The organism is Humiphilus diazotrophicus, assembly GCF_059726315.1.
The window spans coordinates 7,106,793-7,126,374 of sequence record NZ_AP040870.1 but is presented as its reverse complement, the minus strand read 5'-3'; the positions used below and the strand labels follow the sequence as shown (position 1 = coordinate 7,126,374).

Annotated in this window: 15 protein-coding genes; 11 read left to right on the top strand and 4 right to left on the bottom strand. The window is 52.8% G+C overall.

The window, feature by feature from the left end:
• Positions 1 to 67: 67 nt before the first annotated feature.
• Positions 68 to 1,750, bottom strand: a complete 1,683-nt coding sequence (locus AC6I7T_RS28490; RefSeq protein WP_497791217.1) for a methyl-accepting chemotaxis protein — start codon at positions 1,748 to 1,750, stop codon at positions 68 to 70.
• Between the two features lie 447 nt (positions 1,751 to 2,197).
• Between AC6I7T_RS28490 and AC6I7T_RS28485 the strand changes: the two genes are divergently transcribed.
• The 5 genes from AC6I7T_RS28485 (at position 2,198) to AC6I7T_RS28465 (ending at position 6,962) form a co-directional block, all read left to right on the top strand.
• Positions 2,198 to 2,602: a GntR family transcriptional regulator gene (locus AC6I7T_RS28485; protein ID WP_497791216.1), complete on the top strand. Its 405-nt coding sequence runs from the start codon at positions 2,198 to 2,200 to the stop codon at positions 2,600 to 2,602.
• Positions 2,599 to 3,492: an ABC transporter ATP-binding protein gene (locus AC6I7T_RS28480; protein WP_497791215.1), complete on the top strand. Its 894-nt coding sequence runs from the start codon at positions 2,599 to 2,601 to the stop codon at positions 3,490 to 3,492. Before AC6I7T_RS28485 ends, AC6I7T_RS28480 begins: the two co-directional genes overlap by 4 nt.
• Positions 3,493 to 4,173 (top strand): hypothetical protein, encoded by a 681-nt coding sequence (locus AC6I7T_RS28475; RefSeq protein WP_497791214.1) that lies wholly within the window; start codon positions 3,493 to 3,495, stop codon positions 4,171 to 4,173.
• 379 nt (positions 4,174 to 4,552) lie between these two features.
• Positions 4,553 to 5,818 (top strand): DUF1028 domain-containing protein, encoded by a 1,266-nt coding sequence (locus AC6I7T_RS28470; protein WP_497791212.1) that lies wholly within the window; start codon positions 4,553 to 4,555, stop codon positions 5,816 to 5,818.
• A gap of 343 nt (positions 5,819 to 6,161) precedes the next feature.
• Positions 6,162 to 6,962 (top strand): trypsin-like serine peptidase, encoded by an 801-nt coding sequence (locus AC6I7T_RS28465; protein WP_497791211.1) that lies wholly within the window; start codon positions 6,162 to 6,164, stop codon positions 6,960 to 6,962.
• Positions 6,963 to 7,295: 333 nt separating this feature from the next.
• On the opposite strand, the gene AC6I7T_RS28460 is transcribed toward AC6I7T_RS28465, so the two are convergent.
• Together AC6I7T_RS28460 and AC6I7T_RS28455 are read right to left on the bottom strand one after the other, a co-directional pair.
• Positions 7,296 to 7,985, bottom strand: coding sequence for a hypothetical protein (locus tag AC6I7T_RS28460; RefSeq protein WP_497791210.1), 690 nt, complete (start codon positions 7,983 to 7,985; stop codon positions 7,296 to 7,298).
• 130 nt (positions 7,986 to 8,115) lie between these two features.
• Positions 8,116 to 9,729 (bottom strand): FAD-dependent monooxygenase, encoded by a 1,614-nt coding sequence (locus AC6I7T_RS28455; RefSeq protein WP_497791209.1) that lies wholly within the window; start codon positions 9,727 to 9,729, stop codon positions 8,116 to 8,118.
• Positions 9,730 to 10,512: 783 nt separating this feature from the next.
• Between AC6I7T_RS28455 and AC6I7T_RS28450 the strand changes: the two genes are divergently transcribed.
• Together AC6I7T_RS28450 and AC6I7T_RS28445 are read left to right on the top strand one after the other, a co-directional pair.
• A complete protein-coding gene (locus AC6I7T_RS28450; protein WP_497791208.1) occupies positions 10,513 to 11,043 on the top strand; it encodes a hypothetical protein in 531 nt (176 codons plus the stop codon).
• A gap of 381 nt (positions 11,044 to 11,424) precedes the next feature.
• A complete protein-coding gene (locus AC6I7T_RS28445) occupies positions 11,425 to 11,994 on the top strand; it encodes a hypothetical protein (RefSeq protein WP_497791207.1) in 570 nt (189 codons plus the stop codon).
• Positions 11,995 to 12,028: 34 nt separating this feature from the next.
• On the opposite strand, the gene AC6I7T_RS28440 is transcribed toward AC6I7T_RS28445, so the two are convergent.
• Positions 12,029 to 12,655 (bottom strand): TetR/AcrR family transcriptional regulator, encoded by a 627-nt coding sequence (locus AC6I7T_RS28440; RefSeq protein WP_497791206.1) that lies wholly within the window; start codon positions 12,653 to 12,655, stop codon positions 12,029 to 12,031.
• Between the two features lie 56 nt (positions 12,656 to 12,711).
• On the opposite strand from AC6I7T_RS28440, the gene AC6I7T_RS28435 reads away from it, so the two are divergent.
• The 4 genes from AC6I7T_RS28435 (at position 12,712) to AC6I7T_RS28420 (ending at position 19,480) form a co-directional block, all read left to right on the top strand.
• On the top strand, positions 12,712 to 13,941 hold the full coding sequence (locus tag AC6I7T_RS28435; protein ID WP_497791205.1) for a serine hydrolase domain-containing protein: 1,230 nt from the start codon (positions 12,712 to 12,714) through the stop codon (positions 13,939 to 13,941).
• Positions 13,942 to 14,129: 188 nt separating this feature from the next.
• A complete protein-coding gene (locus AC6I7T_RS28430; protein ID WP_497791203.1) occupies positions 14,130 to 15,506 on the top strand; it encodes a PP2C family protein-serine/threonine phosphatase in 1,377 nt (458 codons plus the stop codon).
• A gap of 94 nt (positions 15,507 to 15,600) precedes the next feature.
• Positions 15,601 to 17,733 carry a TlpA family protein disulfide reductase gene (locus tag AC6I7T_RS28425; protein WP_497791202.1) on the top strand — a complete coding sequence of 711 codons (2,133 nt, stop codon included), beginning with the start codon at positions 15,601 to 15,603 and terminating at the stop codon, positions 17,731 to 17,733.
• Positions 17,734 to 18,478: 745 nt separating this feature from the next.
• Complete coding sequence (locus tag AC6I7T_RS28420; RefSeq protein ID WP_497791201.1) at positions 18,479 to 19,480, top strand: amidohydrolase family protein; 1,002 nt, start codon at positions 18,479 to 18,481, stop codon at positions 19,478 to 19,480.
• Positions 19,481 to 19,582 lie beyond the last annotated feature (102 nt).

Here is a 19,582-nt window from a genome sequence, read left to right as displayed (position 1 = left end):
TGACACTCCAGCATCTCATAGCCCAGGAGCTTCCCGGTTTCCTTCGTTTCCTGTGCTTATAGGAACGCTATACCTTGTACTGTGTGACAGACTTCTTCACGCGTCCGACCATTAAACTTAGAAAGCCCATCAGTTCAGACGTATGACTGATAATCTGAGCATTTTGTTCTGTCATCTTGGCAACATGGGCAGCATTGGAACCAATATCACTCATTGCACTACTTTGCTGGGTAGCCGATACAGATATCTCAGATATCTTGTGAACCGCTTCGCCCATAAGCTGATTGATGCTGTGTAGCGTCTCCTGAGCCTGACGAACGAGGATCACACTCTTCTCCACCTGTTCGGCCCCGGCACGCATACCGGTAATGGCATGATCGCTGTCACGCCGGATGGTACCGATCAGCGACTCAATCTTTTCGGTTGCCTTCATGGTACGATCAGCAAGATTTCTAACCTCGGTTGCCACAACCCCAAAGCCACGTCCGGCATCACCTGCACGTGCTGCTTCAATCGAGGCATTCAAAGCTAACAGATTTGTCTGATCTGCAATCTCCCGAATCACATTGGCAATCGCACCAACCTCGGCAGAGCTCATGCTTAGAGCTTCGACACCTTTCGCCGCATTTTTGATCGTCGAAGCTAGGTCTTGAATTTGATTACTAGCATGTTCCGAAATCTCTACACCCGTTAGAGCCTTCTCTCCAGTCTCGCTTACCGAAGATTCGGTTGCCTGCAGATTATCGGAGACCTCCCGGATCGACATCGACATTTCTTCGACGCCGGCAGCTACCGAGGAAGTGGCAACATTCTGGGAGCGTGCAGCCTCATCGATTGTGAGTATTCCATCCTGAACCTTTTCGGTAGCCTGTTGAACATGCAATACTGCATCTCCAATCGATTGGAGTGAAGCTTGTACCCACCGGAGGAGCAAACCCGATTGGAATCCAATCACTCCGATCCGGTCTCGCCGTTCCATCGTAATCCGGCGCTCAAGATTACCGCTCGACAACACATCATTGAAAAAAGTTTCTAGATTCCTCAGGTCACCGGAAAGACGCGGAATAAAACACAAGAGCATGTAAAAGGATATACAACTGCTCAAGACGAGCGCACTGGCTAGCAAGATATGAAATATCGGATGAGTAGCCCCCCAAAGCATCTGAAAGATTCCGAAAAGGACAACAAGCATCGGTGTACTAGCTGCGATTGACAACTGCAAATCGAAGCTTGAGAGCCGCTGTCGCCAGCCGGGAATTACTGGAACTACCCTTCCTTCCTCGATTTTAATACGGTGATCACCCGAGCGAATATGGTGGTAAGCCGCATCTGCAGCGGCAATTTGCTCGCGGGTGGGACGATGACGAATTGATTGGTAGCCGACAACAACTCCGTTTTCCCGGATAGGGGAAGCATTGGCAAGTACCCAATAGAATCCGCCGTCTGCGCGCCGGTTTTTCACGACACCTTGCCAGGGACGCCCAGCCTTGAGTGCCTTCCACATATCCGCAAAGGCTTCTCGGGGCATGTCTGGATGCCGGACGAGACTATGCGGTTTCCCTAACATTTCATCAGCGCTGTATCCGCTGATTTCCGCAAAAGCATCGTTCGCTTCAACAATCAGACCCTTCAGGTCAGTGCGGGAATAGATAAAGACATTCTCAGGGACGATAGTTTCTTTATTCGTGGTAAACGCAGTAGACTTACTTAGGTTGGTTGGCCTATTTGCCACAGATACGAGTGTCTCCATCCATCAGCTCCAGTGCACTCGTAAAGCTAGACCTATCTGCTTGCGGACAAAGATTCGTTCGTTGCTCGGAATAGTCCATTCATGCTTTCAATCCCTCTTTGGGAAGGTTCGTCTCTGCTTGGAATGCTTATGATTAGAATATACAATGGTAAGACCAATTCAGGGAAAAAACGGTGCAACTTCCGTGGTAGACCATCCCTTTTTAGTAATGTGCTCATTGTGTTACGAATGATTCCCTACCGTTGCGGTGAGTACAGATTCAATCGTAAGTACGTACGCTAATCCAGTCGCGCTAGCGGAGCGCCAAGTAGGAATCCGGTAGCGCCTTCAACGGTGGCGAACTGCTCCGGGCACTGCTCTTCCAATACCCAAGGACTTCTTAGTCTTTACCATTTAAATGATTTGACTACATACAGAGTCTACTGTATTAGTTCTGTAGACACTTAAATGGACCTTTACATCAGCCCGTCATCCGGCGTCCCCATCTACCTGCAGCTGATGGAGCAGATCAAGCACGCCATCGATATCGGTGCTGTGCGCCCGGGAGAACAACTGCCGACAATTCGAAGCGTCGCCGAAGAATTGGCAATGAACCCCAACACGGTTGCCAGGGCATACAGAGAATTGGAACGCGACGGAGTCATTTCTATTCGGCATGGCTCTGGAGCCTACGTCGAGGAAACAGTAAAGCCAGCAAAGCACAACGCCATTCGGCAATCTGGAGAGATATTTCGCAAAGCAATCGAAAAGAGCACAAAACTTGGCCTCTCTGTGCCGGAACTGAGACGCGTCTTCGAGGACGAAGTCGCTGCACTCGGCGCTGAAGAAGACCTCGGACGGAGAAAAGAATGAACGACACCGTGATTTCGACGATCGACCTCTCGAAGAGCTACAAAGGTAAGGCAGCACTGCGGAATCTCTGCCTCAACGTACCTCGTGGTTCTATATCCGGATTTCTCGGGCGAAACGGGGCTGGAAAAACGACGACATTGAAGCTGCTGATGGGCATTCTCCGTCCAGACCATGGAGAAATTCAAATCTTTGGTGAGCCGATCTGCACGGAACGAGCCGCTCTCGCAGCCAGGCAGCGCATGGCTTTCGTCAGTGAGGATAAGGAACTCTATCCCTTCATGACTGTCGAACAGATAATTCGTTTCACACGACGCTTTTTCCCGAGTTGGCGTCATGATCTGGAGGAGAAATATCTCAGCTGCTTCAAGCTCCCACTCGATCAACCGGTGCCGAAACTTTCGAAGGGGATGAGAACGCAACTAATGCTGCTCCTCGCAATGGCCCGAGGAGCAGACCTGCTGATTATGGATGAGCCCACCAGCGGCCTCGATCCGCTTATGACGGAAGAAATTCTGCAAGCAATTGCCGATCTCGTGGCGAGCGATGGCGTCACGGTTTTCTTCTCTTCGCATCAACTGGCGGAGGTTGAACAGATCTGCGATCACGTCTGCATGATTGACGGAGGTCAAAAGATCATTGACGGTTTGCTCGACGATCTGAGGGAACAGTACAGACGGATATTACTCGTGTTTCAGGGGGACCCTCCGCAGGCGCTGAACTCTTTGCCCCATGTCGATCATCTACGCCGCAAGGGCCGAACGGCCTCTCTGCTTGTTCATGAAGATGTCGACGCGGTTGTCAATCGGGTGCGCGAACTTGGTCCGCAATCCCTGGAGGTCAGACCCGTGGCGCTCAAAGAACTTTTTTTGGATCAAGTGAGAGGTGAGTAGATGCTCTGGTACAAGGCTTGGCTTGAAACTCGTTGGCGCTTCGCATTTTGTCTTCTCTGCACCGCAGGGATTCCGATTCTGTTGAAGCTCTTCAACGCTCCGCCCAAAGCGGCGTGGGTGGGTTTCCAACTCCAGTCTGTGCTCATGGGATGCTTCGTAGCAGCCTACCTGGCCGGCTCAGGCATCAACACCCAGACACTCTATAGCGGTACTCCGGGCTTTCATCCTTCGATGCTTTTTACCCTCTCGCTGCCGGTATCGAGAAAGCAATTGCTCTTTGTACGAGCCGGTCTCGGAGCACTGGAAGCCTGCGTCCTCGTGCTTCTCAACGAGTGGATAACGTTGGGTTTCAGGCCCGAAGCAACAAGCGCATTCGACGCTTTCCGCTTTGGGATTCGTACAGTCCTATGCACCATGGCCGTCTACGCGCTTTCGGTCTTTGCCGCTTGTATCCTGGATGAGATGTGGCAGTTTACAGGTGTCTCGTTGGCATTGCTCGCTCTGTGGCTTGTTCAATTGCGCAGCAGTGCCGTCGCACAACTCAGTCCTCTTAGAGGGATGAGCTTAATATCCGTTCCCGTCACAGATCATCTGCCATGGCCTTCCCTCCTCACCTCGGTTGTGATGACTCTTGTTCTACTGTGGCTCTCAACGATAGTCGTTCAGCGAAAGGCATATTGAGTTGAAACGCGAAACCAATTGTCTTATTTAGAGCAAAACCAGCGTTACTGTGTCCTATCCAAATTCAGCGATGTGCAGGTCTTCTTGACGGAAAACCCGCGTAGGGAGTTGTGTTTCGGGATACGCCTACGCTGATTTTGCTCTAAATTGACGCCCAATCGTCAACTCGCGTTTCCAACGTTGCGCGCGCTGGAAACGTAGTAAGATCTGTTATCGTCAATCGAGACTCAGCCGTAACGTGGCGTAGACGCAACCGTAAGCACATGACAACTCCTCGGTACTGACCGTTTCATCACACCACCACGTTAGTTGTGCGTTCAGGGTTGGACTGTGCATCGGGTTCTCAAGAGAGCAAATGCTAGGTAGACTGTCTGAAAGTATGCGCGTTCGATTCCTTTTCATCATCGCCGCACTTTTGTTTGTTTCTGCCAAGGCGCGAGCTACGTATTCGATTGCCGCGTGCGATCCCGCCACGCGTACCTGCGGCGTGGCTGTCCAGACGAACAATCTGGCTGTGGGGGCAAGTGTTCCTTTCGCAAAAACAGGCGTCGGAGCGATCGCATCGCAGTTCGAAACGAATCCAATGTATGGTCCACGCGGGCTTGCATTACTTGCCGCCGGAAAAAGTCCGGAGGAGACGGCAAATCTGCTTCTTTCGGAGGACGGCAACTTTGACGGCGAAGGTCCCGAGGCTCGGCAGATAGGCATCGTGAGTATGGATGGACGGGCATTCGTCCATACAGGAGATCAGGCAGCCAACGCTAAGTGGGCCGGATCGCGCACCGGCAGGGGATACAGCATTCAGGGAAACGGCTTGGCAGGGGCTCAAGTCTTGGAAGCGATGGAGCATGCATTTGTCGATACAGAAGGTTCCCTTGCCGAGCGGCTGATGGCCGCGCTCGTTGCAGGAGACCACGCGGGAGGCCAGAGCACGGGACGCGAGTCTGCCGCACTGCTGGTGAGCACTCCAGCGGGTTTTCCCATCGATATTGACCTGCGTGTCGATCATTCCGCAAATCCCGTTGCCGATCTTCAGGTTCTTCTGAAGATTCAAATGGCACGTCAGGAGATTGTTCAGGCCAGAATCGCCGCAGGCAAAGGCCAGTTTGAGCAAGCGAAAGCGTTTCTGATCTCGGGCGTTTCGCGTGCGCCTATGTGGCCCCGCATTTGGTTGCAAGCCGCACGTGTGGCGGAAAGTATAGAGGAGCAGGAACTTGCCCTGCAGTACCTCAGCGTCCTGTTTACGATGAGCCCTGCGTGGATCGATACAGAGATTGGTGACGGGAAATACGAGGAGCTTGGGGCCGATCCTCTTTTTCATCGTTGGGTAACGGCTCAACAACAAATGGCCGTACTCACAGATTCTCAACAATCTGCGGCATCGAAGACAGCAACAACAGACACCAAAATGCAGATTGCAAGGAGACTTCTTGAAGTCGGCAAGCCCGATATAGCGTTAGCACTCCTCGATGGAATGTCAGGAGACAAAGAGATCCGCGATCTTCTCCTATTGAAGGCAACTGCTTATGCCGCTCTCGGCCAATCTGCAGAAGTAAAAAATGTGTGCCGGACAAGTCTAGAAGGTGAGCCCAAGAATTCACGACTCCGATTGCGCTGCACCAGACTTTTACAGGGTGACTTTTAGGCTGGGAAATAAGCAGTCGTGCCCAACCTTATCCAAAGATATCGGCAAATTGATCGCCGGCTCCAAGTGTCTCGGTAGCGATTAATCGCCAAACCGCGTTTCTATCGTCGCAATTCTGAAAGTGCGAGTTGGGCTGAAGTCAACATTCCACAGACCAATGACCGGATATCTAGTATTCAGGCTCAATGCGAAAAAATCGCTTCACCATATGACCGATCATGAGGCGAACCTGCTCGCCTCCAATAGCGCCTTCTTCCCAGATCCAAAGACGCACGCGTCGACCCCCTCTGCCGCTAGCTTTTGCTTGAGTGCCCATATATGATCTATTATCAAATCGCTTCTAATGGACCCACTCAATCAGCAACATCGGAAAGCGAATACCGAACGCATTGCCTCGTATACGGTCGGCATTGCCTCTGACCAGAATACTGGAGTCGGAACCGGCACCCTCGTGTTGCTCGACGGTCAGAAATTTATTCTCACAGCCAAACATGTCCTCGGCACATCAAAGCCTGAGGAGCTTCGCTTTTGGCTTCGTCCACCTACAGCGATGCGCGACAAAGCCGCGAAGGATACGACGAATGAAGAAGTCGGAGGATTCACTATAGGAGAAAAGTTGCCGATTGTTGACGCGCAGTTAGATGATGTCCGCGATGTTGCTGCGCTGCGTCTTGATCCGAACTACACACTGCCTGACGGTCCCGAGTTCTACGACATGCGCAGATCAGTGCCATTCATGAAGTGGAACGAGCAGGAACTGGATGAATTAACCCTTCTCATGGTTGGGTTTCCAGTTGACAACTCGCGACAGGTGACTGCGGAGGGAAACCGGAAACTTATGTTCATGGGCATCGCTGAACATATAAGCAACTACTCAACCGAACTCAATACTAAGATTTGGTCGAGAATCGAATCGAGGTTTTCACGAAAAAAAGACTTCGCATTCACCTACAACGAAGACGCAAAGGAATATAGGCCAGATGGATTTAGTGGCTGCGGAGTATGGGTGCTTGGTGAAACTCCAAATGCATTGGTCTGGACTCCAGACCCAATTATGATTGGCATTGTTCACAATAAGGTTCGAAAGCTTGGAACTCTTATCGCATTGAAACTGCCTGCATTCATTGAGGCGAAACGCATTTAACGTGGTTTGTTCCACATGCAGTGCGGACGCCGACGCACAGTTCGCCGAAGATGATCTCCTATAGACATACGCTATAAACTCTACTCGCTAAAGATCGCACAGATTCTGGCGAGGTGGCCCATTCAACCCACCGCTTTAAATTTGAGCGTGTCCTCTACGTCCGCCCGATTTCGACCTGCTTACCGGATGACTTCCGGTTTTACTGGAGTGGGCCTGGCCCCCTCGCAATTGGGGACCAGGGAGACACAGGGTTTTAGTCGTTGGCTTCAACTGAGAGCATCATCGAATAGTAGCACGTACGCATCTGCAGCCGTTGCCAGAGATGCCAGAGTACTATGTGCTGCTGCGATCAGTTGCTATCAGCTCAGCCAATCTGCTTCCCTTGGGTAGAAGAACAAACCTCGTCTGAATATCAGCCATGATATTGAACGTGTTGTTCGGAGCAATCGCAGATACAAGACCATAGCTCTCGAGTTTATGGAAAACGCTGTCAATTGTTGGATCTACTCTGTCCCCCCAAGGACCGCTCGTCCAAGACTGGTAGGCTGTATATCTTTCAACATGTGATCGCCCCTGAAGGTATTGGGCTTGGAGCTTCACCAAGTCTTGCAGGTAGGTTATATCTTTCTCTGTGAGCTCAGTCGCGATTCTCATCATTTCTTCAATCTCATCCTCGTCTGGCGGTGCTGAGGCTCTGATCGTCTGGGCAAGGATAATTCCAAGCCTCTCAACTCTAGTTATTGATCGAGTGACAGATGCTTTCCTTGCACCCTCGACTAGCAGCCTAGCCTCTCGTTCATCTCTGTCCTTTGTGGTGAGCATGATAGCAATGCGTTCAACACTGTCAGTTCTGATCCTTTCGCCAACCTTCTCAATGATCGATTGCAGTGCCGAGGTAAAAGGACAAAGCCGGGCTAGTTCTGCTGTGATCTTAACGACCTGTTCCGTAACAGGTGATTTAGAAATGTCTTCCAGCTCAAACTGCTTTCTCAGAACCTCGATGGGATTATCGTCAATCGACATACAAAGCACTATGACAGAGGGGCTCTATGTTGGCAAGCTTTCAGTAATTCTAAACAAGGCGAGAGTTAGATCTCAAGTATAACCCTCAGTTTACGCCAAAATGGCCAAATCACTTATGCCCCCCGATGCACTACTTCGCAGCAGGTGGTCCAAACCAAGTCGTCAGAGCATCGGCAAGCCCTTGCTGAGCTTGCATCCCTACCCAGGCCACGTATCCGTCAGGTCGGATCAACACGGCATCGGGAACTGGGACAACGCCTAAGGATGGAAGCTCCCAGGCACCTTCGTGCTTGGCCTCAATCAGCTTGACCCGGCTTGCCCATGGCGCAATGTCGATACTGCCTGGCTCACCGAAGTTGATGAGTACTGGACGGGCATCGTGCAGTAACGTGTAAGTCCGCAGTGGACCATTGACAGTAACCAGATCGAGATCGGGCATGCGACGGCCTAGCAGCGGATGACCTTCTCCTAAGTCGTAGTGAATGTCCAGGCCAGCCATCATCGAGGCGTATTGTTTACGAGTCTCGTCCTTCTGCAGCATCTCGGACATCAGATCGCGCAAAGCTTCGATGCGATCGTCACTGCGATCGATTGCGGTGATTGCCATGGTATTGCGCAATATGCGAGCACCAATCGGATGACGCTCGGCATGATATGTATCCAACAAGCTCTCCGGTGATATTCCATGAATCACCTGTGATAACTTCCACCCCAGGTTCATCGCATCCTGAACACCGAGGTTCAGTCCCTGTCCGCCTACCGGAGAATGCACGTGTGCCGCGTCGCCCGCCAGCAGCACGCGTCTATCCCAATAACATGCTGCCTGCCGGGTCATATCTGTAAATCTCGAGATATAACTGGCGCTGCGAAGACCATAATCCGTTCCGTAGACAGCGATAAGTGCTTCGCGGATGTCGCTCAAGACCGGTTCCCCGCCCCGTTTGACCTGTTGCTCATTCAACACCACTCGCGCACGCTTGCCATCCTCGATTTTGGCGAAGGCATTGATGCCCTTTGCACTACGGCGTATGCCCCACTCTGGCTCTTCGTCCGTCTCAATCTCGGCAATCAAGTAGCTGGTTGAAGGGTTCCACCCTGGAAATTCGATGCCTGCTTTCTTGCGGATCAGACTGCGGCCTCCGTCGCATCCCACGAGATACTTCGCTCGCAGAGATCGTCCATCGGACAGTTCGACATCGACAGAGGTGTCGTGCTGCGCGAAATCCGTCACCGCACTTCCCCTGTATGTAGGTACAGCCAATTCGCCAACCCAGTCGGCAAGGATCTGCTCAATACGAATCTGCCAGAGCGCAAGAAAATATGGATGCCGTGTTGGAAGATCGCCGATATCGAGAGCGATACGCGCAAAGGGTGCGCGGTGAACGATCTGACCTTGAGAAACGAAGCGGTCGGCAATTCCCCGCTGATCGAAGAGCTCGAGTGTGCGTATGTGCAGCCCTCCAGCGCGCAACCCGTCGAGGTCCTGGCTTTCGCGCCGCTCGACAATGGCAACATCGACTCCAGCCAACGCTAACTCGCCCGCCAGCACCAGCCCTGTAGGACCACCTCCGGCAATCACCACCTCATGCTCTGCTGTCGCCACACTCCGGATGGCACTATGCACATCGCGACCGGCAACACCCGGCCCCGCACTTCCGCGTCGAGTATCTTTGCTTGCACCACAAATCCCGGCATTGGCGCCAATATCTCCATGCGACCCATGCATCGACAACAACATACGCATATCGTGCCTCCCGTTTCAGCAGGTTCTTTGTTTCAGGCGACGATGATGCAGCATGATTGGGGTCTTGCCGCAAGCTCCCCGGCACGCTATATTCTGAAGTGGGAAGGGGGAATATCCTCCTTCCCGTTTTTCTTGATCAGGCTTCGCCCCTGCCCTCCGGACTATCAATTACCCACAAATTGAGTTGTGAAAGCAGGGATAGGACTTATAGGGCATTTCTCGCATAGGTATAGACCCGCTAAGGATAGAGAGGAGCAGTTTTCTCCCTACATCAGCAAACCGAGACAGGTTTGCTGGAGACCCGGCCTTCGGCGGAGAGCTGCGTCTTGGTCTACATCTTTGCATGAAATACTCCAGGATCCAACTCAGCTCTTCGCCCCAGCGGGGCGATTCAAAAATAGCCCAGCGCGAAGTTCGCTTTGCGAACGGGAGCGCTGGGTTAGCTTACCCTCGAATCCCCGCCCCGGAGGGTGCGGAACGAATCTTACTTCGGTGGAATAGCCAACATTTCGTCCCGCCGCCTTCCGGGGCGGGCAATATTCGGTGGTACGTTACCCCGGGTTTCGCTACGCTTCACCCGGGGCTACTGTCGTAGCATCCCTCCGGGATTCTCTCTAGAGTTTCTCCGAAGCATTCCACCGCTAAGTTAGATCAGCTTACAAAAGTCACACATCTTAGGTCTCAAATAAGCAGCTCATTCAGGATCAGCCTTTCATTCGATATCTTCACGATATAGTGGAACATTCCTCGCGCAATCAGCGTAATGGTTCGCAGGAGGAAATCATGAAAGGGGTGCGCTTCGCAGTCATCGTAGTTATACTGACGATGTGTGTTATCACCCACGGGCAATCTTCCAGCAGCTCCGCTACCGCTTCCGATGCTCAGAAAGCCTTCGATCGGATGAAAACTCTGGCGGGGACATGGCAAGGTTCCATCACGACAGACAATCCTGTCTGGTCTACCGATAAACCGATGCCTCTCTCCATTCGAGTTGCTTCGCGTGGAAATGCATTGATTCACGAACTGAATACTGGCGGTCTGGAGATCACCGTTCTCTATCTCCAGGACGACCGCATAGTCCTGATGCATTACTGTGACTTCGGCAACCGTCCCCATATGGTGGCGGGACCTCCGGCGGACAGCAACACTCTCGAATTCGATCTTGCGGACTTTACAGGCAGCGATGCAATTGGTCATGTAACCCGTGGAGTTTTCACCATCATCGATGCCGATCACCACACCGAGGACTGGACGTTTCTACCCGCAGGAAGCAAACCCGTCCACGCCCACATAGACTTCAAACGGGTTCAGTAGCGCACGGCAGAAGCAGTATCTTGTAGCGAGTTCTCTCTTGCCCGGTACTTACGAACAGGTCCATCGCGTTCATACAGACAATTCGATATTTATAGAACTGTGATGACCGAATGAATTCATGTCGCGGGATGCCTCTGACTTCAGGAAGGGCATCCCCGACAAGCCATCTCCAAAGCAGTTCATAAGAAAGAAGAACGGCGGCGCAAAGGCAACTCTTCTTCTATGTACCTGGCTAACGTGTGGAGTGGCGTGCCTGCGGCACCCCACGCGACTCGCACTTTATATACATTTCACTTTTTGCCAAATCTTTTTTGTTGCATGATTGTTTCCACCACATCTCTGTGTTGGAGCGCTTCCGTCACAGAAGCGCCGGAGGCACTCATGCCCGTTCCGCTCATTGAAATATTCAAAACCGCTAAGCACATCAGCCATATCCTGGAAGTGTTGGATCACGGCGATTTCTCTCTTTCCCTGGGCGACATCGAAATGTCAGCAGCGAAAAGCGCTTTCGAAGCCATCCCCCGCACCCAAGACAAGAGGGCGCAGGTATGGGCTTGCATCGGTCATCTCACTTCCGCAGAACACGCATACGAGCATTTCATATTGACAGGCAATCAACATGCCACGAATATGATTCGCGTTGCGAGAGAAAGCGATGCGAATGTAAAGCGGCGCTTCGTACTTATTGTAAAAGCGATCTGCTATCGCTATCTCGATGAAACCCAGCTATGCAAAGAGTCGATGCTCAGCGCACGCAAGCCCGTCGATTCTCCATTGAGCAAGCCAGGGGCAGTCGCCTCACTGGGCTACATGCTCGCTTCTTTAGCAACAGGTTTCTTGATTGCGGAACTCGCCTATGCGGGAGTTAAGAAGATAGGCCACGCCGAATATGAATACGGCATTGATGACGAAACGTTGGCCACGTTGAGTAAATTGATGGAGAATCAATAGCTCCTTCGACCTTCTTTGCGAACACCTTACTTGACTATTTGCCTTTCGCCCGGTTTGGCGCCGATGCCAATGCATCGAAAGCCGCATAATAGAGGCTCTTCGAAAATAAATCCGGTGTGAGAAGTGTTTGCATAACGAGTCCTTCAATGAGCGCATGTATCACTCGGACCATCTGTTCGGCAGGCATCGGCAATTCGTCTTTTGCTACGGTGTTACGCAGCCATTCCGCCCCCATTTCATAACTTTGAGCAGTCACGGCGTGAACCTGCACCAGGAGGTCCTCGTGGCGCAGCGTATAGGCAAGCCCAGTAAGTCTACCGACCGCCGCTGCTTTCCGGTTAGGTATCGCTGCAAGCGTGGCCTTGGCCATCGCGCGCATGATCTCATGAAAGCTTGCTCCCGGTTTGACCGCAGGCTTTATTGGAGGCCAATACGTCTGACCCAAAGCAACGAAGAGCTCTTCCCTATTCTTGAAGTTCCCATAGATAGCTCCAGTCGTCATTCCGGCGCGTTTAGCCACCGCTTCAAGAGTTGTGTGATCGTAGCCTTTTTCATGTACGAGTTGGCGCGCGGCTTCAAGAAGCTTTGCGCGCGTCCGTTCCCTCTTGTCACCTTTGGGCTTGCGACGGGAAGAAGACAAAGGAGTTAGCTTGTCGGTCATATTTTTATTTTATATGTATTCTATTTTATAATTTCGTTATGTTATAGTCCGGAGCCATGAAGGTAAAGGACACGATCGACGCTATGCTTGTGCGGGTTGTGGATGAGGGAAAGCTTGCCGGAGCAGCGACGCTGATTTGCAGTGGAGACTCAGTCCGGGTTACTTGTGCAGGAGTCCGCGACATGGAGAGCCGCCTCCCTGTTGAGCGCGACACGATTTTCCGCATTGCCTCGATGACAAAACCGATCACCTCCACTCTGGCTCTTATGTTGTTTGATGAGGGCCGGTTTCGTCTTGAAGATCCCATCACAAAATTCGCTCCGGAGTTCGAACACATGCGAGTTCTTCGTGACCCCGGTGGCCAGCTTGAGGATTGGTGCGTCGCAGAGCGACCTATTACATTCGATGATCTGTTAACCCATCGTGCCGGATTTACTTACTCCGAATTCCACCGCGGTCCAATCGGAAAAGCATATGCGGAAGCGCTCGGCGGAAATATCGACAATGAACTCACTCCCGACGAATGGATTCGGAGGCTTGCCCAGCTACCGCTGATCGACCAGCCCGGAAATGGATTCCACTATAGTCATTCGACCGACCTGCTGGGCTTCCTCATAGCGCGGACCGAGGACACGCCGCTTGGTGATCTCCTTCAACAACGAATCTTCGCACCACTAGGAATGAAAGACACAGGATTCTTTGTTCCTGCCGGGAAGCGTAACCGTCGCGCAGGACTTTGCGGCTTTAGCGACGATGGAAGCCTGGCCGCATTGCAAACGATACCCGGTGGTCAGGCCTTACAGGAGCGCCCGGAGGGCATGACTTACGTCTCCGGAGGACAGGGCCTCTGGTCTACGCTGGATGACTACCTGATCTTCGCGCGCATGTTCGTGGGCAAAGGAACAGTGGACGGCGTGCAACTGTTGAAACCGCAGACACTGTCAATGATGACTTCGAACCAATTGACTGCCAGCCAGAGGGCATCGGCAAGGATGTTCGGACAAGCGCTCTTTGCGGAAGGCCACGGATATGGCTTCGGTGTCGCGGTCGTGACAGAACCGGAGAAAGCAGATCCCCTGCGCTGCGGAGGTGGCGTCGGCACAGTAGGTTGGCCGGGCGCATACGGGGGATGGTGGCAGGCCGATCCAAACAACGGATCGGTGATGATATTCCTCGCACACAACATGGCTGAATTACATCAGATGGCAGCCGGTATCGGCCTTGCAGTCTGGGGCGCAATCTCCGATTTCCAGGCCCTTGGAACTTTGGCTGTGCGTGAAATGTAAGATCCAACTGGGGAGCCAAAGCATCAATATCGTGACTTAGTGTTTAAGCTTGCACAGGAATCCCGCACCATCTAGACCTTTCGAAACATAGATCAGCTCCGTACCGCCCAGTTGCAGCAGGACGCCTTATTCCCCATGATGATAGATTGGATCACTTCACCTGATTTCTTCGAAAGGAACAGCTCTCGATGGAAAGTGGCGTCGCTCAGTTCAGCGAGTTCCAGGTCGTGCAAGCCTTCACCCACGATGCTCCATTTCTTTTTCTGGGGAGTGCCTTTGTCACGGCAGGACTGATTTCGGCAGCGTTCGCCTTCCTGAGCCGCCGGACGAATGCGATGCTCCTCTGGCTAGCCGGCATTTCCGCGCTTTACGGAGTGCGCCTGTGGCTTCAACTCGGTACGGTTCATCTCGTGCTTTCAGGTCATTCATCCCTCCAGATAGCGATCAACTACCTGGTCCCTGTTCCCGGGCTTTTCTTCTTCGATAGTGCCGGGTTTCTAGGCCGCTTCGGACGCCGGATAGCAAGCGTTCTTTCCGGCTTCTTCATTGCTCTCTTTGTTATCACGATCGTTAGAGGGCCGGAGATATGGATCGATCATCTCAATAGTGCCGTAGTAATCGGCTCCCTCTCCCTGCTGCTGGTTCACCTATTTCAGAGACGCGATGGGAATCGGGATTTTGTAATCACGCGATGGGCCATGACCGGCTTTATCGCATTGGCCGTATTCGATAACTTCGGTGACTTTCTGGGCCTATATCCACGTGTGGAACCGATTGGATTTTCCGTGTTCCTCATGGCCCTGGGCTATGTCGCAGCCCGCCGTTCTCTGGACCGGGATGAACAGTTCGCGGCCGTCCGAAAGGAACTTGACATCGCACGTCAAATCCAGACGGCGATTCTACCCTCCGCCTATCCGAGTTCCGCTCATTTTAGTGTGGCAGCCGGATACGTTCCGATGAATTCTGTAGCCGGAGATTTTTACGATTTTCCAATCAGCAGCGACAACGAAGCCGGTCTGCTAATTGCCGATGTGGCAGGACACGGAATTCCCGCTGCACTCATCGCATCAATGGTAAAACTGGCGGCGGTTTCCCAAGGGATTCACGCCTGCGATCCTGCTGCTTTTCTTGCCGGAATGAATACGGTTCTCTGCGGCCAGACACAAAACCAATTTGTTACTGCCGCCTACCTCTATCTCAATGCCGATGCAGGCACGCTTTCCTACAGTGCCGCAGCCCATCCTCCGATGCTCCTTCTGCGTGAAGGAAGAGTTACACGGATTGAAGAAAATGGACTGATGCTCGCCGCCTTTTCCTTCGCGACCTACTCCAACAGACTTCACACTCTCGCGCCCGGAGACCGCCTCTTACTCTACACCGATGGGCTCATTGAAGCAGAGAATGCCAGCGGTGCAGAATTCGGATTTGAGCGCCTTGAATCGCTGATCGTGAAGACCAGAGAGATGCCTCCCGATCAGGTTGCCAGCCAGATACTCGGCGCAATCAGTTCCTGGTCCTCAGTCCAGAAAGACGATTTGACGGTCCTGGTGTGTGATTTTCACTAACTCGATAAAGCGGAAGTAATGATCTCAATTGACATAGGGTGCATGATAGTCGAATAATCGACTCCACAGTTCCGCAGGCACTAAGGAGAGACAGATGCGATGGTTTTTCATGACAACGTTAGTACTGCTGGCAGCACCACTCGGGGCACAAACCTCCAATACATTGACTGGTTGCGACGAGCCTGCCGAAATTCAGAAGACGCTGCACGACAAACTGGAGACTCCGGCATTTAGCAAGCTGAGTTTCCTGGAGCAGGAAGCACTGCGCCGCACTGTTCTTACGGAACTGGCAACTAAGTATCCACGAGCAGCTACGCCGAAACAGCGATTGATCTCGATTGCGCGCCGGGAAGAAGAGGCTCTGCATCCGGGAAGCTGGAAGGCTTTTCAGGCCAATTACCGCCAGCAGGCGAAAGAGCATCCCAACGATCCGCTGGTACTGTACCTTGCTGCCTCTGCATTGGATGGGACGGATACGCCGGAAAGCATTCGTCTGCTGAACGCAGCGAAAACACAGGCTCAGCAGTTTGTGTGGCCGGACATAAGTCTGGCGGAGATCTACAGCAGAGGGAAATTCGCGGACAAGGCAAAATTCAGGGAGCATCTGACGGCATACTGGACCAGCTGCCCCACATCGACCAACAATTCTGCGCGGTGGATGCTGGTAAAGGATATGGAGCTGCAAGCAAAGGTCGCAGCAGCCCTGCGTCCGAAGCTTGAGAAGGAGACAGATCCGGAAGCTCTCAAAAATTTCAGATTTCTATGGAGCCTTGAGTTCCGCGTCCGTCCGCCGCAGGAACACGAAGCAGTCCGGCAACAGGTGGCCGCAGATGTAAAGCGGCTGGAGAAGATAGAGACTCATCCGGATGCCGACTGGATGAGCTTCCTGATCGAAGGCTACAAGCAGAGCGGCGCATCGCCGGAAACTCTACGTGCCTTGGAGGATCGTCTGCTGAAGCAGTATCCCCAGTCGGAGGAGGCAGAAGACATTCTACAAACGCGATGGAATGAGGCGCACAAGGAACCAGCCGACCAGAAGGACACCGCCGCGTGGACAGCGTATCGCCAAGCGCGGCGGCAGGTAGCGGAAGAGTGGATTCGCGATTATCCGGATGACGCTTCTTTAGCACGCTTTCAGATAATCTCGATGGAGTTCAATGACGACTCGCTGACGGAGAAGGACGGCATTGCGATAGCAGATGCGTTTCTGGCTAAAGGCGAAAGGCAGGATGAGCCTGGCTGGATCTGGTCGAAGTATCAAGCTGCGGAATTTCTGTTAGCCCATAAGTGGCAACCCGGCCGTGTCATCGATCTGCTGCAACAGATTCTCGCAATACAGGCAAAGGAAGAAGCGCAGGCACCGAAACGAGACGATCTGACAGACGAAGAGCAGAAAGAGAAAGAAAAGAGTAACAGGAGGATGGACCGTTCGCTCCAAAGTAAGTTGATCCATGCAGCAGTACTGGCAAAGCAATCGAAGGCGGTGCTTCCGTTCAAGGCATCGCTTGAAGGCAATCCACCTGAAGAGAAAAAAGACCTGTCAGGTTACTGGCTCGATCGAGCACGTCTTGCCATACTGGAGAACAACAAGGAAGATGCACTGACGTATTACCAGCAAGCGCTGCACACCAGGGCAAAGGCTCCCTCCTGGCAGCAAGGAAGATTGGTAGACGATCTGATGGATGAGTCGCGGGCATTGTGGACCGAACGGGGTGGAACAGAGACTGCCTTCGCAGTGTGGAGCAAGGCCCCAACGGCTTCGCTGGCAAGCGCTACGGATGCGCGATGGGAAAAACCGACCAAGACGCTACCGGACTTCCAACTAACAGATCTTTCCGGCAAGACCTGGTCCCTGACGAATCTAAAGGGCAAGGTGGTGCTGATCAACCTTTGGGCAACCTGGTGCGGTCCGTGTAACGAAGAGTTGCCGGAACTGGAAAAGCTGTACGAAAAGATGAAGGGACGCTCAGATATACAGATTCTGACCTTCAACATCGACGAAGAGGTTGGCTTGGTAGCGCCATACATGAAGAAGAAGGGCTATACCTTCCCTGTTCTTCCGGCATTTTCCTTTACGGTGAATCTGCTGGACGGCTACGCGATTCCGCAAAATTGGGTGGTTAATCCGAAGGGCTCGTGGCAATGGACGCAGATCGGCTACGATTCCGCAGATAACTGGTCGCAAGGCATGTTAGAAAAACTCCAGACAGTACAGTCCGGAAGTTAATATCAGCATCTCGCCCCAGCGGGCGAATCGAAAATAGCCCAGCGCGAGGTACGCTTTGCGGACGGAGCGCTGGGTTAGCTCCCCCCAAAAAATCTCTCCGCCTGGTATAGAGCCGTACGAAGCTTTCATCGCTGGATAACCAACATTTCGTCCCGCCACCTCCCGGGGCGGGTAATATTCTATGGAACGTTACCCCGGGTTTCGCTAACGCTTCACCCGGGGCTACTGTCGTAGCATCCTGATGGGATGCTTTGCACTCATGAACAATGCGCGCAGCCCTGTAGTTCGAGTTAATAGTAGCTGTATGCGGAGTTAGGAAGTTAATAAGCGAGCGCTAAGTCTCGTGATACTCATGCTTCCAGAGAGGCCCGTACCGCAAAGGCATGCGACAGGATGAACAACCAATTCCCCCGGGGTGAAGCGTTATCAACTACCCACAAGTTAAATTGTGAAAAAACGGACAGGGCTTCTACAAGCTAACTCAGCACTTCGCCCCGGCGGGGCGAATCGGAAATAGCCCAGTGCGAAGTCCGCTTCGCGGACGAGAGCGCTGGGTTAGCTCCCCTAAAATCCCGCCGCCCCGTATGGGGCGGTACGAAAACTTCACCTGTCCTGGTTATATTCCTCGCTCCAGCAGAATCTTCAGCATCCGAAGCGACCGGAGATCCATCTTATTAATCATCGTGTTACCCCCCCTTTTGCTATGACATGCTCGCAGACAAGAAAAGATAGAGAGAGGAACTGAATGGCGAAGTTGATTGGAATTGAAGAGCACTTCCTGACCGCTGAAATCCGGGCCGCGTGGGCTTCCTCCGCAATTGGACAGGAAGGTACTGCCGCATTCGATATGGGTGAGATCGAAGAGAGGCTCGACAACTTGGGTGAAGGGCGGCTCGCGCTGATGGACGAAAGCGGAGTGGATGTACAGGTCCTCTCTGTAACGACACCTGCTCTACACAATCTGGAGCCACAAGAGAGCGTGATCGTGGCGCGTCACACCAACGATCTTCTTGCCGCCACAATCGTGAAGCACCCGGCACGCTTCCAGGGCTTCGCCACCCTACCGACCGCTGCGCCGGAAGAAGCCGCGCTTGAACTCGAGCGCTGTGTGCAACATCTTGGATTCGCAGGAACCATGCTTTGTGGCCGCACACGCGACAAGAACATGGACCACCCCGACCTCAGGCCTGTCCTGAAGACAGCGGCGATGCTGGGCGTTCCTATCTTTATCCATCCTCAGATTCCGCAACGTCCCGTAAGAGAGGTCTATTACTCCGGCTTTGGAGACCCCATCGACACGGCCTTTGCAACCTTCGGTTTAGGCTGGCACTACGAGGCCGGTATCCAGTTCCTGCGAATGATGATAGCCGGAGTCTTCGACGAACTCCCCGACCTCCAGATCATTCTGGGGCACTGGGGCGAAGTCGTTCTCTTTTACATAGAGCGGATGGCCTCACTAGCGCGTATCGCAAAGCTGCAAAGGCCCGTGACCGATTACTTTCGACACAATCTCTACGTAACTTCGAGTGGAATGTGGAGCCAGTCTTATCTGCAACGCACGCTTGAGATTGTGGGAGCAGAGCGGATTCTCTTCTCCACCGATTACCCGTACCAGTACCGTCCGGGCCGCGAAGGACGTCTCTTTCTAGACAAGGCTTCCCTCTCGCCGGAAGAGAAGGAATTGTTCGCTCATGGCAATTGGGAACGGCTGACGCGATCGGCTGCACGGCAGACAGTAAGCTTCTGAATCTCCCCGGCAAGAAGGAATATCGGTGTCCAAACCTCACCGAACAAACTCGTCTCGATCTTGTTTTCTGCTTCGAGGCCCTTCCCATAGATGATCGAGTGG

Bases quoted from the DNA above. Each gene is read 5' to 3' on its own strand.
- AC6I7T_RS28490 (WP_497791217.1), bottom strand. From the start codon at position 1,750: ATGGAGACACTCGTATCTGTGGCAAATAGGCCAACCAACCTAAGTAAG.
- AC6I7T_RS28485 (WP_497791216.1), top strand. From the start codon at position 2,198: ATGGACCTTTACATCAGCCCGTCATCCGGCGTCCCCATCTACCTGCAG.
- AC6I7T_RS28480 (WP_497791215.1), top strand. From the start codon at position 2,599: ATGAACGACACCGTGATTTCGACGATCGACCTCTCGAAGAGCTACAAA.
- AC6I7T_RS28475 (WP_497791214.1), top strand. From the start codon at position 3,493: ATGCTCTGGTACAAGGCTTGGCTTGAAACTCGTTGGCGCTTCGCATTT.
- AC6I7T_RS28470 (WP_497791212.1), top strand. From the start codon at position 4,553: ATGCGCGTTCGATTCCTTTTCATCATCGCCGCACTTTTGTTTGTTTCT.
- AC6I7T_RS28465 (WP_497791211.1), top strand. From the start codon at position 6,162: ATGGACCCACTCAATCAGCAACATCGGAAAGCGAATACCGAACGCATT.
- AC6I7T_RS28460 (WP_497791210.1), bottom strand. From the start codon at position 7,985: ATGTCGATTGACGATAATCCCATCGAGGTTCTGAGAAAGCAGTTTGAG.
- AC6I7T_RS28455 (WP_497791209.1), bottom strand. From the start codon at position 9,729: ATGCGTATGTTGTTGTCGATGCATGGGTCGCATGGAGATATTGGCGCC.
- AC6I7T_RS28450 (WP_497791208.1), top strand. From the start codon at position 10,513: ATGAAAGGGGTGCGCTTCGCAGTCATCGTAGTTATACTGACGATGTGT.
- AC6I7T_RS28445 (WP_497791207.1), top strand. From the start codon at position 11,425: ATGCCCGTTCCGCTCATTGAAATATTCAAAACCGCTAAGCACATCAGC.
- AC6I7T_RS28440 (WP_497791206.1), bottom strand. From the start codon at position 12,655: ATGACCGACAAGCTAACTCCTTTGTCTTCTTCCCGTCGCAAGCCCAAA.
- AC6I7T_RS28435 (WP_497791205.1), top strand. From the start codon at position 12,712: ATGAAGGTAAAGGACACGATCGACGCTATGCTTGTGCGGGTTGTGGAT.
- AC6I7T_RS28430 (WP_497791203.1), top strand. From the start codon at position 14,130: ATGGAAAGTGGCGTCGCTCAGTTCAGCGAGTTCCAGGTCGTGCAAGCC.
- AC6I7T_RS28425 (WP_497791202.1), top strand. From the start codon at position 15,601: ATGCGATGGTTTTTCATGACAACGTTAGTACTGCTGGCAGCACCACTC.
- AC6I7T_RS28420 (WP_497791201.1), top strand. From the start codon at position 18,479: ATGGCGAAGTTGATTGGAATTGAAGAGCACTTCCTGACCGCTGAAATC.